Origin of the sequence: Bartonella sp. JB63 (assembly GCF_002022665.1) — a bacterium.
GTDB lineage: Bacteria > Pseudomonadota > Alphaproteobacteria > Rhizobiales > Rhizobiaceae > Bartonella.
The window spans coordinates 145,299-161,057 of sequence record NZ_CP019788.1 but is presented as its reverse complement, the minus strand read 5'-3'; the positions used below and the strand labels follow the sequence as shown (position 1 = coordinate 161,057).

15 protein-coding genes and 1 pseudogene are annotated in these 15,759 nt (G+C 35.5%); 3 read left to right on the top strand and 13 right to left on the bottom strand.

The genetic code is table 11. From position 1 onward, the window contains the following. Positions 1-55 precede the first annotated feature (55 nt). From BJB63x_RS00710 to BJB63x_RS00685, 6 genes are all read right to left on the bottom strand, one after another. A complete protein-coding gene (locus BJB63x_RS00710; RefSeq protein ID WP_078718580.1) occupies positions 56-1,675 on the bottom strand; it encodes an ABC transporter substrate-binding protein in 1,620 nt (539 codons plus the stop codon). A gap of 415 nt (positions 1,676-2,090) precedes the next feature. Continuing rightward, positions 2,091-2,681, bottom strand: a complete 591-nt coding sequence (locus BJB63x_RS00705; RefSeq protein WP_078718579.1) for a DNA-3-methyladenine glycosylase I — start codon at positions 2,679-2,681, stop codon at positions 2,091-2,093. Positions 2,682-2,695: 14 nt separating this feature from the next. Next, entirely contained in the window at positions 2,696-4,123 is a 1,428-nt protein-coding gene (xseA, locus tag BJB63x_RS00700) for an exodeoxyribonuclease VII large subunit (protein WP_078718578.1), read from the bottom strand. 343 nt (positions 4,124-4,466) lie between these two features. After that, positions 4,467-5,267: a TIGR02186 family protein gene (locus tag BJB63x_RS00695; protein ID WP_078718577.1), complete on the bottom strand. Its 801-nt coding sequence runs from the start codon at positions 5,265-5,267 to the stop codon at positions 4,467-4,469. Between the two features lie 2 nt (positions 5,268-5,269). Next, positions 5,270-6,190 carry a sulfite exporter TauE/SafE family protein gene (locus BJB63x_RS00690; RefSeq protein ID WP_078718576.1) on the bottom strand — a complete coding sequence of 307 codons (921 nt, stop codon included), beginning with the start codon at positions 6,188-6,190 and terminating at the stop codon, positions 5,270-5,272. Between the two features lie 217 nt (positions 6,191-6,407). Continuing rightward, complete coding sequence (locus tag BJB63x_RS00685; protein ID WP_078718575.1) at positions 6,408-7,061, bottom strand: hypothetical protein; 654 nt, start codon at positions 7,059-7,061, stop codon at positions 6,408-6,410. Positions 7,062-7,391: 330 nt separating this feature from the next. On the opposite strand from BJB63x_RS00685, the gene BJB63x_RS00680 reads away from it, so the two are divergent. The 3 genes from BJB63x_RS00680 to BJB63x_RS00670 are packed head-to-tail and all read left to right on the top strand — an operon-like array spanning position 7,392 to position 10,793. Further along, complete coding sequence (locus BJB63x_RS00680; protein WP_078718574.1) at positions 7,392-8,138, top strand: electron transfer flavoprotein subunit beta/FixA family protein; 747 nt, start codon at positions 7,392-7,394, stop codon at positions 8,136-8,138. Positions 8,139-8,195: 57 nt separating this feature from the next. Beyond that, a complete protein-coding gene (locus BJB63x_RS00675) occupies positions 8,196-9,128 on the top strand; it encodes an electron transfer flavoprotein subunit alpha/FixB family protein (RefSeq protein ID WP_078718573.1) in 933 nt (310 codons plus the stop codon). 3 nt (positions 9,129-9,131) lie between these two features. Beyond that, on the top strand, positions 9,132-10,793 hold the full coding sequence (locus BJB63x_RS00670) for an electron transfer flavoprotein-ubiquinone oxidoreductase (protein WP_078718572.1): 1,662 nt from the start codon (positions 9,132-9,134) through the stop codon (positions 10,791-10,793). A 195-nt stretch (positions 10,794-10,988) separates the two neighbouring features. On the opposite strand, the gene BJB63x_RS06725 is transcribed toward BJB63x_RS00670, so the two are convergent. The 7 genes and pseudogenes from BJB63x_RS06725 to pyrF form a co-directional block, all read right to left on the bottom strand. Beyond that, positions 10,989-11,945 (bottom strand): flagellin, encoded by a 957-nt coding sequence (locus BJB63x_RS06725; protein ID WP_269466615.1) that lies wholly within the window; start codon positions 11,943-11,945, stop codon positions 10,989-10,991. Further along, positions 11,917-12,189: a flagellin N-terminal helical domain-containing protein gene (locus BJB63x_RS06635; RefSeq protein ID WP_236823859.1), complete on the bottom strand. Its 273-nt coding sequence runs from the start codon at positions 12,187-12,189 to the stop codon at positions 11,917-11,919. The genes BJB63x_RS06725 and BJB63x_RS06635 overlap by 29 nt, the downstream gene beginning before the upstream one ends. 156 nt (positions 12,190-12,345) lie before the next feature. Then, positions 12,346-13,137, bottom strand: coding sequence for a pyrroline-5-carboxylate reductase (locus BJB63x_RS00660; RefSeq protein ID WP_078718570.1), 792 nt, complete (start codon positions 13,135-13,137; stop codon positions 12,346-12,348). Positions 13,138-13,395: 258 nt separating this feature from the next. Next, positions 13,396-13,637 (bottom strand): annotated as a pseudogene (locus tag BJB63x_RS00655) (hypothetical protein). Positions 13,638-13,721: 84 nt separating this feature from the next. Beyond that, entirely contained in the window at positions 13,722-14,093 is a 372-nt protein-coding gene (locus BJB63x_RS00650; protein ID WP_078718569.1) for a YraN family protein, read from the bottom strand. After that, positions 14,074-14,982: a 16S rRNA (cytidine(1402)-2'-O)-methyltransferase gene (rsmI, locus tag BJB63x_RS00645; RefSeq protein ID WP_078718568.1), complete on the bottom strand. Its 909-nt coding sequence runs from the start codon at positions 14,980-14,982 to the stop codon at positions 14,074-14,076. The genes BJB63x_RS00650 and rsmI overlap by 20 nt, the downstream gene beginning before the upstream one ends. 50 nt (positions 14,983-15,032) lie before the next feature. Then, positions 15,033-15,734 (bottom strand): orotidine-5'-phosphate decarboxylase, encoded by a 702-nt coding sequence (gene pyrF / locus BJB63x_RS00640; protein ID WP_078718567.1) that lies wholly within the window; start codon positions 15,732-15,734, stop codon positions 15,033-15,035. Positions 15,735-15,759 lie beyond the last annotated feature (25 nt).

Here is a 15,759-nt window from a genome sequence, read left to right as displayed (position 1 = left end):
ATAAGTTTATTATATTTCCCTAATTATTTTCTCCTTATATTTTCACAATATGCATTTATTTTTCAATTGCATTATAGAAAACACGGGGGACAGTATTCCAAACCCATTTTTTAATAACAGGTGAAATAGCTACTACATTATATTTTTGAAATAGAAAAGCGTAAGGCCCTTTTTGCATAAGTTCAAGCTGTAAATCAACATATCTTTGCGCTCGTTTTCTGTGATCCTTCTCAAACAAAGCATCTTTAACTTGTTGATTCATCTTTTCATCAAAGTATCCATGTTGCCAACTAGGGTAAGGTGTATTCCTAGATTCAAACCGATTATCAGGATTATAAACAATCCGTGCAGCTGTTGTATGAGGATCTAAAGATTCACTATTCCACCCCAGAATAATTGTTTCAAAAGCGCGCGTGGAAGCTTTTGAAAATAGTTGTGTTCCTGCAAGACGATTAATTTTAAGGCGAATCCCAACCTTTGCTGCATTATCTTGAATAGATTGAATAAGCTGTAAAACATCAGAAGTCCCTATAAGAACACTTATTTCAAATCCATTTGGATAACCTGCTTCAGTTAGAAGCTGTTTAGCTTTTTTAAGATCAAGCTTAAAAGGCAACCCTTCTTTTTCACTTAAAGCACCTAAAGCTCCGATAGGCATAAAACTAGAACGAGGAATACCAATGCCCTTCAATACTGTCTTTCCGAGACCCTCATAATCGATGAGATAACGCATAGCCAAACGCACTTTTTCATGAGCTAAAATGGGATGCGTCATATTAAATCCCCAATAAAACATACCTGGCAACAATACTTTTTCAACCCTAATATCTGTTTTTGCTTGAAGATCTTCTAAAATCTGCACCGTCAAATCACGCGCTACATCAACATCTTTTTTTTCTAGTAACAAACGTTGCGTACTTGGCTCAGCAACATGGCGGATCAAAACTTTTTCGAGTTTCGGTTTCTCTCCCCAATAATGAGAATTAACATCTAGCAACACTGCTTCGCCTACACGCCAGCTTACTAACTGATAGGGACCAACACAAGCAGAATGAGTTGTTAGATATTTATTCCCTATATCACCATTTTTTTCGTGTTTCATGATCGTTTCACGATCAAGCAACAGAGCAACACGATTAGCGGCAATATCACTAAGAATAAGCTCTGCTGGATATGGTTTATCAAATTTCATCACAACAGTTTTTTCATCTAGTGCTTGAATAGCAGCATCGACTGTTTGTTGTGTGATACCATACTCTTTAAATACTGCTGCGCCTGCCATATCCAATTTAATAACCCGTTTCATACTCCAAACAAGATCACTAGCGCTAGCAGATCGACCATCAAAAAACTTTAAATCATCCCGCAAATGAAAAGTAATTATCGTATTATTCTCCCCTGAAATATCCCAACTCTTTGCTAAATTAGGAACAATTTTAGTTCCATCGTCGGGGAAAGAATCAACTAAACTAGAACAAATATTGAGAATAATTTCATGACTATAAATATCATTTATTTGCGCTGGATCAAATGTACTGATTGCATCAAGATTCCAAGCCATCACGAACGTGTCAACAGGTGTCTTTGCTAGTGTTTGTTGCAAAAACATGTTCATAGACATAAGAGCAGAAATGAAAAAACAGCTCACTTTAAATATTTTCTTTTTCACATTCATAGATTTTCTCTCTAAAGAAATAATAAACAGAACACTTCAGCCTCTTTGATCACTTTCTAAGATCATTAGAATCAAAAAACATACAACTCAATATATTGTATTCATTGAAAAAACAGATCCTTTATTTTGTTTACACAAGAATATTTTATTTTTCTCCAATAATTAAAGCTTATATGCAGAAAATTTCTTTCTTCTCAGAATATTAATTTATCAGCTAATAATATTTGATACACACTGCATAAGCATTCAAATATTCGTTTCTCCGTAGAACATTTCTTATTTTAAGCATTTTAAAGAAGTCTTAAATATTCTAATTATTATTTATTATATTTTTTAAATAATTCTTCTTTTTTACAAGAAAAAATGCTGATGTACTTAGTAAAAATAAAGTCAAACAAAAAAGATTTCAACCAATTTATCGGCAAAAGCATCCTTCAAGATGATCATTAACAATCCCCACTGCTTGCATAAAAGCATAACAAGTAATAGGGCCAACAAATGTCCAACCACGCTTTTTTAAATCTTTGGAAAGACGAATGGATTCAGGTGTTACATAATTAGCTTTTCCCCTTTGCAAATCTATCTTCTCATATCGTTCAGACTGTAGCGGCTGAAAAGACCAAAAATAGCGGGATAAACTATTCCATTCTGCTATAATTTCCTTTGCTTTAAGAGCATTATTGGTCACTGATCTAATTTTACCTTGATGGCGAATAATGCCTTTATCTTGCATCAATGTTTTTATTTTTTCTTCATCATAATGTGCAATCTTTTCAAAATCAAAATAATCAAAAGCGTGATGAAAATTGGATATTTTTCTTAAAATAGTTAACCAAGAAAGCCCTGCTTGAAAACCTTCAAGACAAATTTGTTTAAATAGATGACGATCATCAAAAACAGGTTTTCCCCATATATGATCATGATAAGCACAATAAAGTGGATCAGTTCCTGCCCATGAACAACGAACTTTTCCATCTTTACCCATAAGAAGACCTTCACCAAACATGAATATTCACCATATTAAAAAAGCGTCCCTTGATCATCTTTCTGATTCTTTAATCGCTTAGATTTTGGAAATTGCTTAAAAGCAGAATTACAGGTTGAAACATTAATTTCGCCATCAAAAAATTGTAAGCTTACCTGTCCTGTTCTAGGAAACTGAACTAATCGTTTAATTGGTTTATTTTCTTGCCCTAAAGCTAAAACAAAACCACGCTCTAGAATACTTTGATAAGATGTATTTTTTAAAAGCCTAAATGTCATCTCTATTTGAGTGCGTTGTTTTTCAATACTACGTAAAAAAGCTTGATGAAGACGTACAGTATACTCTTTTGTATTTTGTTGTGCTGTTTCAGTATTCAACAAACGTGGAGACAATCGGATAGCAAATGTATAAAAATAAAAACGTTTTTTATCATAGTTAACACAAAGAGCACGTTGCAAACGACTTGAAATTTCATCAAAGCTACGCCTTGGTAAGGAAAATAACTGATCGACAGTAGGAAAACCTCGTACAACAGCAGATAATTTTTGTTTATAAAAACTAAAATAACGCGCCAATCCTATACGAAAGCGTAAACTAAGTGATGCTAATTGTGTTTCAAGATCAAATTTAACTGGTACAGCTCTTTCTGCTGCTCCTGTAGGAGTAGGTGCCCGCCAATCAGCAACATAATCAATAAGAGTCCAGTCTGTTTCATGCCCAACTGCAGAAATAATTGGAATAGCAGATGCACTAACAGCGCGAACAACTGCTTCGTCATTAAATCCCCATAAGTCTTCTAAACTGCCCCCACCACGTGCAACAATAATAAGATCAGGTTTAGATAAAACACCATCTAAAGATAACGCATTAAACCCAGCAATAGCAGCAGCGACTTCTCGACCACTGGTTTCTCCTTGTACCCGTACAGGCCAAATCAAAATATGTAAAGGAAAACGATCCGATATACGATGAATAATATCACGGATAACAGCTCCTGTTGGTGATGTCACAACTCCTATAATTCGAGGCATATAAGGCAAAGTTTTTTTCTTTGCATCATCAAACAATCCCTCATCTGCAAGCTTCTTCTTACGATTTTCTAAAAGAGTCATCAAAGCGCCAACTCCTGTTGGCTCAAGAGTTTCAATAATAATTTGATATTTCGATGATCCTTGATAAGTTGTTAACTTACCCACAGCAACCACTTCCATCCCTTCCTCAGGAGGAAACTGGAGTTTTTCTATAACACCTCGCCAAATAACAGCCTCTAATCGAGCTTTATCGTCTTTTAAAGCAAAATAGGCATGCCCTGAAGCGTGTACACCCCGATAACCTGATATTTCGCCACGCACTCGTACATAACCAAACTTTTCTTCAACAACACGCTTTAAAGCTCCCGCTATTTCAGAAACACTAAATTCCGCTACATTCGTTGCCACTGATTTTTCAATAAACAAATCCATCGTATTATTCAATTCGCTTATACTGATGATATACTAGAGCGCAATTATAAGATTACATATGTTTCAATTACTTTTTTATATAACACATTTTCTTGAATAAAAACCTATTGAATTTTTTAGAAAAGATAGATTTTTTTCTCTATCGATAATAGGAATTATGATTTTTGTAAATCTCTTCCATGTTATTTTAGCATCAATAACACACTGGTTCTTACCGTGTATAAATATTGATTTTTTTAATAATTTTTCAAAAAAAGTTATATTTAAACAGTATAATACTCTTACTTTTTATTTCTTATATAATCATTCAACAGAAAAACTAAACATCTTAGAGTTTTTTATTCTAGTCTTTCCGAAAAGCAAAACGACATAAAAACCCTGTAGCCATAGCGACAAGTACTGCAACGATTCCATACCAAAAACTGTGTTTGCGTGCTTCATGAAAAATTGTATAAGCAACATATGCTTTAACAATTTCAAGAGTGGTTGTCGCACTACTTATATATTGCCCATCACGGAAAAGATAAGCATTCACATGATAACGCCCAACAGGAACATTTGCCGGTAATTGAAAATGTGCCGTAAACAGTGAACCAGAACCAAAATACACACCACCAACTCCTTCATGATAGAGGTTTTTAGCTTTCTGTAACTTTATTAACTCATTACGAAAGCTTCGTATTTTTTCTTGATCTTCTTCATCAGTTGAAAGAAAAAAATAAGATAACCCTAAACCCAAACGCTTATAACTCTCAGCATCAGTGATATTATCGATTGCACGGGTTGTTACCATTGAATAAAATAAAGGAGCGTTTTTAAAAGTCACGCAATCTGCATTAATCCACATTCCTGCCTTACGTTTTTTTTCTAGCACAATCATCGATCGGGTTTGTCCTTCTAAACTAACAATAACATCGTAACGATTTTGTTGGCGGAATAAAGGATTCATATTTTCTAAAACGCCAGCAATATAAAGATCATGACCAGAAAAATTTGCGCCAACTGTGATCGTATTTGTTGTAACAATAATTTGAACAACCTCTTTCTCTTCTGAGACAATTTCTTTACTGCCCTGTGCTTTCATAGAAAAAGGAATAAGACAAAACCAACTTACCATGATAAATAAGAGGAATAATTTACCCATTATCATCTCATAAGAATAACAAGAGAAAAAAGATTATCAGGGCGTATAAATAACTGGAAAGCTAAACGCATACATACAACTATGACAAGAAACGCAAGTGCCATACGTAATTGTTCTGCTTTTAATTTTTGTCCAGCCCGTACCCCGTATTGGGCTCCAATTCCGCCTCCAATCGTAAGTAAGAAAGCTAAAACAATATCAACTGACTGGTTACTTACACTTTGCAAAACAGTGGTAAAAGCTGATACGAATGTCATCTGAAAAAGTGAAGTTCCAACCACCACACTGGTTGGAACGCGTAAAAGGTAAATAAGTGCCGGCACTGTAATGAAGCCCCCACCAACTCCCATAATAGAAGACAATAACCCAACGACAAAACCAATTATTAAAACTGGAATAATACTTACACAAATCATCGATGCTTGAAAATGAATTTTAAACGGCAATCGATCGATCCAATTATAATAACTAGGAGAGTGAGTAGTGGGGGTTTTTTCTTTGCGTTGTCGCATCATAGCACATAAACTTTCGACCATCATCAAACTCCCAATACTGCCAAGAAGGAAGATATAAAGAAGTGAAATAATAAAATCTAACTGACCTAATTTTCTAAGAAGAGAAAAAATTTGAATCCCGATCAAAGACCCAATTCCCCCTCCAATCACCAAAAGAATACCAAGTCTAATATCAAGAGTACGTCGTTTAAAATGCGTAATTGCTCCCGTTACAGATGATGCGATTACCTGATTAGCTCCTGTTCCAACAGCGATGGTGGGAGGGATATTATAGAAAATCAATAAAGGCGTAATTAAAAAACCACCACCAATTCCAAAAAGGCCTGAAAAAAAACCAACGACCGCCCCCATGCTAATTAAAATCAGCATACTCAGTGACAATTCAGCAATCGGTAAATAAATACTCACTTAATTAAGAATCTTCAAAAAATTTAAGATTTGTTTTTAATTTCTTATTTCAATATTTTCAATTTCATAATAACAACCTTGACACCGCATATAGTTTCGCAAAGGCTATGGACTGATATCCATAATGCTTCTCATATCCTTTATTTAACTGAATAGCAACATACCAAAACTGATAACAAATAAGCTAACATAATAACGTCAAAATATATTCTAGAAACTATTCTTTGAAAGAAAATGCACGCCGAACTCCTGTAAAAAAATCATTTAATAATTGAGCATCGGATGAATTTTTATTTGTTAGAGAATTTTTTGACGATTTCGCAAAATCAGTTGACAAGGAGCTTATATTCTCTTGTTTTAATGTATCCAAGGTATTTATTTGTATTGGCTCCACTTTATCTTTTTTAAAAGTATTGAACATCTCATGAAATTGAGACTTCTTATTTTTCTCAGGAGCCATATAGGCAAGATGGCGCACAATAGAATTAATTGATCGTGAAGAGGATTTGCACTGTTTTATTGTTTTTTGTGAACTTTCTTTTTCATGAAGAAGAATTTCAACAAGTGTTTTTATCTGCTCTAAATCTTCAAAAAGTTTTTTTTCTTTCTGATTTCTAGCATAATATTCAGCCAAAATTGCTCGACTAATTTCGTCTAAATAAGATTTTATACTATTATCTACAGAATTTTGCTTCGCTGGCTGATTATGCGTTTTTTTTATCTGCATTTTTTCATAAATATAACGTAACTTAGCAGAAATATCTGACATCCTTATTTCAGAAGGTGCTTGTATCTTCTGAATTTGATCAACAGTAGAAATAGAACAATGTTTATGCTTAACTGGATTCAGAATGTCGTGTTTAATATTCACAGATTTTACCTCTTATCTATATTCAACATGAAATCGTACTAATTAATGAAAAATGTGACTTATTTTAGTAAATAGAGCTTTAAGAACAATAAGAAAAATTCGAAATAATTGTATCAAATTAAATAAGCTAAACGCCTTTTTACACCAAAAATATAATAAAAATTTAGACTAGAAAAAAACTGTATTAAAAACATAAATAGAAAAATACAAATAAACGCAAAGAAGCTTATATAACTAAAGAAGAACTATGATAAAATTCAATTTTAAATGATTTGGCTTCCCATGATTATTACTATAAACTCGTGGGCATATAAACTAAAGAGGATTATCATGAAAATAATTGTCGCTGTCAAACGTGTTGTTGATCACAATATCAAAATACGTGTTAAATCTGATAGCACAGGTGTCGATTTATCCCATGTTAGAATGTCTATGAATCCTTTTGATGAAATAGCCGTAGAAGAAGCAATTAAACAAAAAGAAGCTGGAAAAATTTCAGAAATTATTCTTGTTTCAATTGGACCAGAAGCAGCGCAAGAAACCTTACGAACAGGACTTGCAATGGGAGCTGATCGCGCTATTCTCGTAAAAACTGATGAAATACTCGAACCTTTAGCAATTGCCAAAATTTTAAAAGTTATTATTCTTGAAGAAAAACCAGATATGGTCTTTTTAGGGAAACAAGCCATTGATGATGAATGCAATCAAACTGGCCAAATGCTTGCAGGCCTTCTTGGTTGGGGACAAGCAACTTTTGCTTCATGTTTAAACATAGAAAATAGACAAGCTCAAATCACCCGAGAAGTAGATAACGGTACACAAACTATTTGCCTCCCTCTTCCCATGGTTATGACTGTCGATTTGCAGCTCAATGAACCACGCTACACCTCCCTTCCTAATATTATAAAAGCTAAAAAGAAACCTATCGAGCAAAAAGATATTACGAATCTTGGCGTAGATACGCAAAAGCGTCTTACAATACTTAGTGTTGAAGAACCCCAACCCCGCCAAACTGGTATAAAAGTAGCAAATGTAACTGAGCTTATTAGTGTACTCAAGAAAACAAATTGCATTTAAAATCCACTAACAAATGATCAAAAGCAATAATGAATATAATATAAAGGGCAACAATTTATGGCAATTCTTTTATTAGCTGAACACAATAACCATTCTTTAGCAGAAGAAACCGCAAAAGCTCTCACTGCTGCTCAATTAATTAGTAATAATATCGACATTCTGGTTTGCGGAATGAAGGTTCATGGTGTTGCTGAAAACTGTTCTCAATTGTTTGGCGTCCGACAAGTACTTGTTGCCGAATCTGATTATTTAGCGCATCAATTAGCTGAACCTATAGCAGCAACAATTTTTGAACAAGCTAACAATTATGACGTTATCATGACAGCTTCAACAACCACTGGAAAAAATGTCATGCCACGCGTCGCTGCTCTTCTTGATCTTATGCAAATCTCAGATATTATCGCTGTTGTCGCACCTGATACCTTCAAACGACCAATTTATGCAGGTAACGCTATTGAAACCGTGCGTACAAATGATCGTCAAAAAATTATAACAGTGCGTACAGCTTCTTTCCCACCAACCCCCAAAGCGAATAATGCTGCTCCTATTAAGACAATAACACCAGCTCCTAACCCAAATCTTTCTTTTTTTGTAAAAGAAGAAATAAACAAAAGTGATCGTCCGGATCTTACTTCAGCACGCATTATTGTATCAGGTGGACGAGGTCTCGGTTCAAAAGAACAGTTTAAAACACTACTTTTTCCCCTTGCAACCAAGCTTGGTGCTGCTTTAGGAGCAAGCCGAGCAGCCGTCGATGCAGGCTACGCTCCTAATGATTGGCAAATCGGACAAACAGGAAAAGTTGTTGCTCCTAAACTCTATATTGCTATTGGTATATCTGGTGCTATTCAACATCTAGCTGGAATAATGGATGCACAAACCATTGTTGCTATTAATAATGATGAGAAAGCTCCCATTATGCATATTGCTGATTATGCTCTTATAGGTGATCTTCATCATATTATTCCTGAATTGGAAAAAGCTTTGTAAACCATGAATGCAGATATACATACCCAACGTGAAACTATAGAATGTGATATTGTCATTGTAGGTGGAGGACCGGCAGGACTTTCTGCTGCCATTCGTTTAAAACAGATCAATCCTGATTTTTCTATTATAATACTTGAAAAAAGTACAGAAATCGGGGCACATATTCTATCAGGAGCAGTTATTGATCCCATTGGTATCAATAAACTTTTGCCAGAATGGAGCAATGAGCAAAATCATCCTTTTCAAACACCTGTCATTAGCGATCAATTGTTTTTGCTCACATCAAAAAAGGCACAAATATTTCCTAATATTCTCCGTCCTCCAATTTTATCAAATAACGGTTGCTATATTGTTTCACTCGGAAACGTCTGCCGTTGGCTAAGCAAAAAAGCTGAAGAATTGGGTGTTGAAATTTATCCTGGATTTCCAGTATCCGATATTCTCTGTAATGATTATGGAGCTGTTATTGGTGTACTTACAGGAGATATGGGTGTTGAAAAAAATGGAACTCCTGGAAAAAATTATATCCCCGGTACAGCCTTATTGGCAAAATATACCCTGATTGCAGAAGGTGCACGTGGCTCTATTGCTAAACAACTGATAAAAAAATTTAACCTCAGCAAAGATCGCGAACCACAAAAATTTGGTCTCGGGCTTAAAGAATTATGGAAAATTGATCCTCAGAAACACAAGCTCGGATTAATTCAACATTTCACTGGTTGGCCATTGGATAATTATACTGGTGGTGGAGGTTTTCTTTATCATCAAGAAGACAATTTGATTTCTGTTGGTTTTGTCGTTCATTTAGACTATAAAAATCCTTATCTCTCTCCTTTTGAAGAGTTTCAACGTTTTAAAACGCATCCTAAACTCTACGAGCTCTTTAAAGGTGCAAAACGCCTTGCTTATGGTGCACGCACCATTAGTGAAGGAGGATGGCAATCTGTACCAAAACTTACCTTTCCCGGTGGGGTACTTATTGGCTGTTCTGCTGGTTTTGTCAATGTACCTCGTATTAAAGGTTCACATAATGCTATATTATCTGGCATATTAGCGGCTGAAAAAATCGCTACTGCTCTTAGCCAAGGTCGTGCCCATGATGAAGTTACAGAAATTGAAGATCAATGGCGGAAAGGTCCTATTGGTAAAGATCTTTATACAGTACGTAATGTTAAACCACTCTGGGCAAAATACGGTACAAAATACGGAATCAAGCTAGCAGGTTTTGATTTATGGTGGCAACAATTTTTCCGTTTTTCTTTATTTAGAACACTTCCTCACAGAAAAGAAGACTACGCATGCCTTGAACCAGAAGCAAAATTTTATCCTATTACCTATCCTAAACCAGATGGTATTATAACCTTTGATCGTCTTTCTAGTGTAGCTCTTTCGAATACACACCATGAAACAAATCAACCTTGCCATCTCAAAATAATTTCTATAGAAAAACAAAAAAGCTCTGAATATGCAATCTATGGAGGCCCTTCGGCACGCTATTGTCCTGCTGCTGTTTATGAATGGCTCAAGCACGACGATCATGAAACTTATATTATCAACGCTTCAAACTGTATACATTGCAAAACATGTGATATAAAAGATCCTAATCAAAATATCCATTGGATTTGTCCACAAGGAAATGAAGGACCTGTTTATCAAAATATGTAATTAGTATTTTTTGCTAGAAGAATAAGTCCAATCAAGAATATCGCTTCATTTAAAAATTTTTAACTGCATAATTGATGTACTCAATTATTCAAATAAAGAGAACAGCATTGTACATCGACCACATTAAAATTTCTAAAAAAAAAGGCTATGCAACGCAAAGCCTTTTCTACTCTACATTTACTAAAATTATACTAACTAATTACGAAACAACGCTAAAATATTCTGACTTCCTTGGTTAGCTATAGAAAGAGCCTGAATACCAAGCTGCTGTTGAACTTGCAAAGCAGACAATTTAGCAGATTCGGCATTCATATCAGCATCAACAAGTGCACCAATACCTACTTCAATATTATCTAGCAACTTTTTAACAAAGTTTAGTTGAATATTCACCAAATTCACAGCGGCTCCAATTTTAGAACCTGCAGTCAAAGTAACATTAACTGCGTCACGTACTGTATTCTGAACACCTGTCATAATCATACGTTGTATGTCTGAATGTAACTCGCCAACGCCTTTTAATTCAGTAAAATCAGCCAAAGTCATATCATCAACTACAGCTTGGAACTTACCTTTTGCTTCACCGTACACCTTTTGACCATCTTCCACAGCCTTCGCAGCAGTTGTTACAGCCTCTTTAGCCTTATCTACGATTCCCTTACCGGGTTCATCTTTAGGATCATCACCATACTTAGCTACTGCTTTAGCGAGATCAGCCTCTGCCTTTCTTACGGCATCTTCTAATTCCTTATAGGTAGCATGTGCAGTACTGAATTCTTCAATTCCCTTCCCGACTACATCTTCTCCACCGTCTTCTTTACTGGTTCCAAAGATACCTGACAAAACACCCTGAGACATATCAATTGCACCATCAGGACCAATAGTACCAAAATTCAATTCCGGACCACCAACATCAATCATATCAACATAAACAGCTGTACCTTCACGACGATACCCTGCTGCCATACCAACAGTCTGACCTCCATTGGAAAGAATATTCTTTCCCCCAAACGAAGCCGATTGAACTGCATTAGAAATATTTTTCATATTACCTATAATGGAGTCCTGAATCTTAGCAATATCATCACTGCCTTTTTCACGGGCAGAAACCATTGATTTCTGAATATCATCCAAAGCTTCTTTGGTTAAGACCAATCGCTGTATCAGCAATACCAACCTGTTCTTTACCTAGGTTAATTGCATCAACAATAGCACTCATTGTGTTACTGTCATGTCTCATCATTGATGAAATCGACCAATATGCAGTATTTTCAGAAGCATTATTGATACGCAAACCCGTCGACACACGATCTTTTGACCGATCTAAATTAGCATCAATGTTACGTAAAGTTTGTAATGCAGTTATTGCAGATTTATTTGTAAGTAAACTTGTACCCATAATATCGTCCCCATAACGAAAAAATAAAAAAGGGACATGCTGTTCTCTCCAGCAAATGACAGAACGACATCATGCCTATTGAATCAATAATAATGCAATTCAACCTATCATTGTCTTCAAACTATCAAACAAAAAATGATTAATCAAGTTTTTTATTTAGTTTGTGGATAAACCTTTAATTTTTTGCAAAGTTCTCTCAAGAGCCATCGTTAAAGCACGCTGTCCACCTTGATGAGAAAAACAATCTGATAAAAGTTCATTGGTTCCTCCTTTAGTTGAAAATTCTCTTTCAAGATAAGAAAAATTAACAGCCGTTGAATGATTGACTGCTTTTGCCTTGCGCATTTCATCTGCAAGATTACCAAACATCATGGCAAGAAAATCTGCTGAATAAAGTGGATCTAATCCTTTTTTTACCAACCACTGATGCGCTGTTTCTATAAAATTAAAATAAACCCCCATCAGTGAACCTGCTATCATGAAAAGATTAAACTGATCTTCTTCATTAAGAACCAACGCGCCCCCTAACGCATTAAACATCGCACGTAAAAATGGATGATCCGGATAGATTGGTGTTATATTCTTGCATTCTGCAATAAAAGGCAGTGGAATAGCGCGATAAACTTTATGGTTGATCCATTCCTCAATTTCCACCATTGATGCCATCGCAAGGACAGAAACAACAAGCTGATCCGAACGAAAATAAAGAGAACGTAATACTTCTTCTGCAATTTGATTGCGCAAACACAGAAAAACACAATCACTAACATCCAACAATTTTTGATTACTTTCTGCAATCGTAACCTTCTCATACACACGCGCAAGATGCTCTGCTCTTTGTGCATTACGTGGAGAAACGATAATCGACTGTACGTCAAAAGTGCTTGCCATTAAACCATCTACCATTGCAGCACTAATTTTACCTGTCCCAAGAAAGCCAATTCTCATTTTATTGTCTCATCCCATTACAAATAAAGCTTATTACTAATAAAGATTAAAGTTCTTCTAATAAAAACAAATCATCTTCTCAAGAACAAACTTTACTCTGTAAAAACTTCTATAGCTTAATCCAAACATTATAGAGCAATGAAAAAAGAACACACCCTTTTTCTGTTCTTACCTTTTAACAATCTTTTATCTTCATATACAACACACCGTATCAAACAGGTAAGCATACAAATAAAAATCACTTTAGCTCAATCTGTTTCATTTAATGTAATAGCCGATAGAAGCAGCAACAGATAGAACAGCAAGGATAATCATCCCTAAGTAAATTTTAGGTTTATCTAATAAAACTGAAAAGGCAGAAAACCAAGCAATAATAGCTGCCAATAATGCAAAAAACCTGGTTTATTCATAGTCACAATATGCATTACCATTAAACTACTAATAATCAGCATTCCAAAAACAATTAATAATTCCACTGCAAACTTTTCATAATCATCCATACTTTAAAAATCTCCCCTTTTTTCTCTTTCAGTCTAAGCGCGCGTATCAAGATAGAACATTTTTGCGGCTATGATAAAATATGTTCATTGATAAAACTCAAAAAATGCTGGAATATGATGAGGCCAACACCATGGCAAAATTGCAATCAAATCAAAACGCAAACATAAAAAGGAACGGTCCTTTTGCTGAGCAAGCCAAATATCAGCTGTTGCCTCAATACGTCTCTCACTTGTTCGGCAAACAGCATTCATTGCTTCAGCCAATGTTAAGCGTGCTTTTACTTCAACAATTAAAACAAGATTTCCACGTCTTGCGATTAAATCAATTTCACCACATTTTGTTTTAAAACGCTTTTCGACAATACGAAATCCTTTCAAACGCAACCACCAAGCTGCCCATCTTTCTGCACGAATACCTCGATAAAAAGAGGCTTGCTTACGTTTTTTTTGCTGCATCTTCTCTTTCCTTTAAAAGAGTCAAACGCCGAAAAAGTTCCTGCTTTTTATGCCCTGTTTTCTTTGCAGCTAAAGCAGCTGCTTTAGATGCAGGATGAACACTTGCTAATTCTAACAATATCTTATTAATCTCATCGGTACCCATTTTCTCTAAAGAATCAGTTGCTTCCCCAACCAGTACAACAATTTCGCCACGAACATGATCTTTTTTTTGATAATTTTCAACTAAATTTCCTAAGGTAGAAACGTCTACTATTTCAAACTTTTTGGTTAATTCACGACATATCGCTGCTGGACGATCAACTGTAAAAATAGTAACCATATCTTGTAAAGTTTTCAAAAGGCGGTGAGGAGACTCATAAAAGACTAAAGTTGCAGGAACAGCCTTTAATTGCTCTAACTGCTTCTGACGTTGTAATCTTTTCGCGCTTAAAAAACCTGCAAATAAAAAACTATCCGTAGGAAGACCTGTTGTTACAATAGCTGCTAAAAGAGCTGATGCACCAGGAATCGGAATAATTCTATGACCCGCTTTACGTACTTCTTCTACCAATTTAAATCCAGGATCAGAAACAAGAGGAGTTCCTGCATCTGATACAAGTGCCACCGTTTTATTTTCCGCCAACGCTGCTAATAACATCAAACGTGCTTTTTGTGCATTATGCTCATGATAAAGAAAAAGTTTTCTACGAATACCATAATGGTCCAATAAAACACGCGTTACTCGCGTATCCTCACAAGCTAAAATATCCACTCCTGCAAGCACTTGTAAAGCACGAATGGTTATATCCGCAAGATTTCCAATAGGTGTTGATACCAAATAAAGACCCAATTCCATAACAGGTGCAGAATAAGCGTGAGCACCTATAAAATACGCTTTTTCACTCATGCTCTTCCTTCATTTCAGGTGTTCCTTTTTACAAGATTACACCCACAACTTCACTGAAGATTATCAGTCATTTCTGCTAAAATTGCTTTTGCTGCAGCTAAAGGATTAGTTGCTTGAATAATTGGTCGCGCTAACACAAGGTGACTTGCACCAGCATCTAATGCTTCCTTCGGAGCCATAACACGCTTTTGATCACCTTTATCACTTCCTGTAGGACGAATCCCTGGTGTTACTAAGGCCATATCATTTCCAATAATCTTCCGCAAATTGGCTGCTTCACGGGCTGATGCAACAATTCCACCCATCCCTGCTTCTCGAGCTTGCTCAGCTCTTTTAATTGTCAAATCGGTTAAATTCTCTCTATAACCAGCATTTTTCAGATCAGCTTCATCCATTGATGTCAAAACCGTCACCCCCAACAAACATAAATCGCTTCCTTGAGCAGCTGAAACAGCGGCTTGCATTGCTGTTGGATAAGCATGAATCGTTAACATTGAAACACCCAATTTTGCGATATTTTCCACAGCTCTAGCAACCGTATAATCAATATCCAGTAACTTCATATCAAAAAACACTTTTTTTTGTGCTTGAATAAGGTCTCTAACGAACTCCATTCCTCCAGAAAAAACAAATTGATAACCAATTTTATAAAAACTGACACAATCGCCCAATTGTGTAACTAATTTTTCTGCTTGCTTCATATCCGGAACATCTAATCCAACAATAAGGTGTCCACGCATTGTTGCTCCCATTAAAATACTTCCTTTATTGCATAAT

Excerpts from the sequence above, each read along its gene's own strand:
- BJB63x_RS00670 (WP_078718572.1), top strand. The coding sequence starts at position 9,132 with ATGAATGCAGATATACATACCCAACGTGAAACTATAGAATGTGATATT.
- BJB63x_RS00695 (WP_078718577.1), bottom strand. The coding sequence starts at position 5,267 with ATGGGTAAATTATTCCTCTTATTTATCATGGTAAGTTGGTTTTGTCTT.
- xseA (WP_078718578.1), bottom strand. The coding sequence starts at position 4,123 with ATGGATTTGTTTATTGAAAAATCAGTGGCAACGAATGTAGCGGAATTT.
- BJB63x_RS00660 (WP_078718570.1), bottom strand. The coding sequence starts at position 13,137 with ATGAGAATTGGCTTTCTTGGGACAGGTAAAATTAGTGCTGCAATGGTA.
- pyrF (WP_078718567.1), bottom strand. The coding sequence starts at position 15,734 with ATGGGAGCAACAATGCGTGGACACCTTATTGTTGGATTAGATGTTCCG.
- BJB63x_RS00650 (WP_078718569.1), bottom strand. The coding sequence starts at position 14,093 with ATGCAGCAAAAAAAACGTAAGCAAGCCTCTTTTTATCGAGGTATTCGT.
- BJB63x_RS00675 (WP_078718573.1), top strand. The coding sequence starts at position 8,196 with ATGGCAATTCTTTTATTAGCTGAACACAATAACCATTCTTTAGCAGAA.
- BJB63x_RS00705 (WP_078718579.1), bottom strand. The coding sequence starts at position 2,681 with ATGTTTGGTGAAGGTCTTCTTATGGGTAAAGATGGAAAAGTTCGTTGT.
- BJB63x_RS00710 (WP_078718580.1), bottom strand. The coding sequence starts at position 1,675 with ATGAATGTGAAAAAGAAAATATTTAAAGTGAGCTGTTTTTTCATTTCT.
- BJB63x_RS06635 (WP_236823859.1), bottom strand. The coding sequence starts at position 12,189 with ATGGGTACAAGTTTACTTACAAATAAATCTGCAATAACTGCATTACAA.
- BJB63x_RS00680 (WP_078718574.1), top strand. The coding sequence starts at position 7,392 with ATGAAAATAATTGTCGCTGTCAAACGTGTTGTTGATCACAATATCAAA.
- rsmI (WP_078718568.1), bottom strand. The coding sequence starts at position 14,982 with ATGAGTGAAAAAGCGTATTTTATAGGTGCTCACGCTTATTCTGCACCT.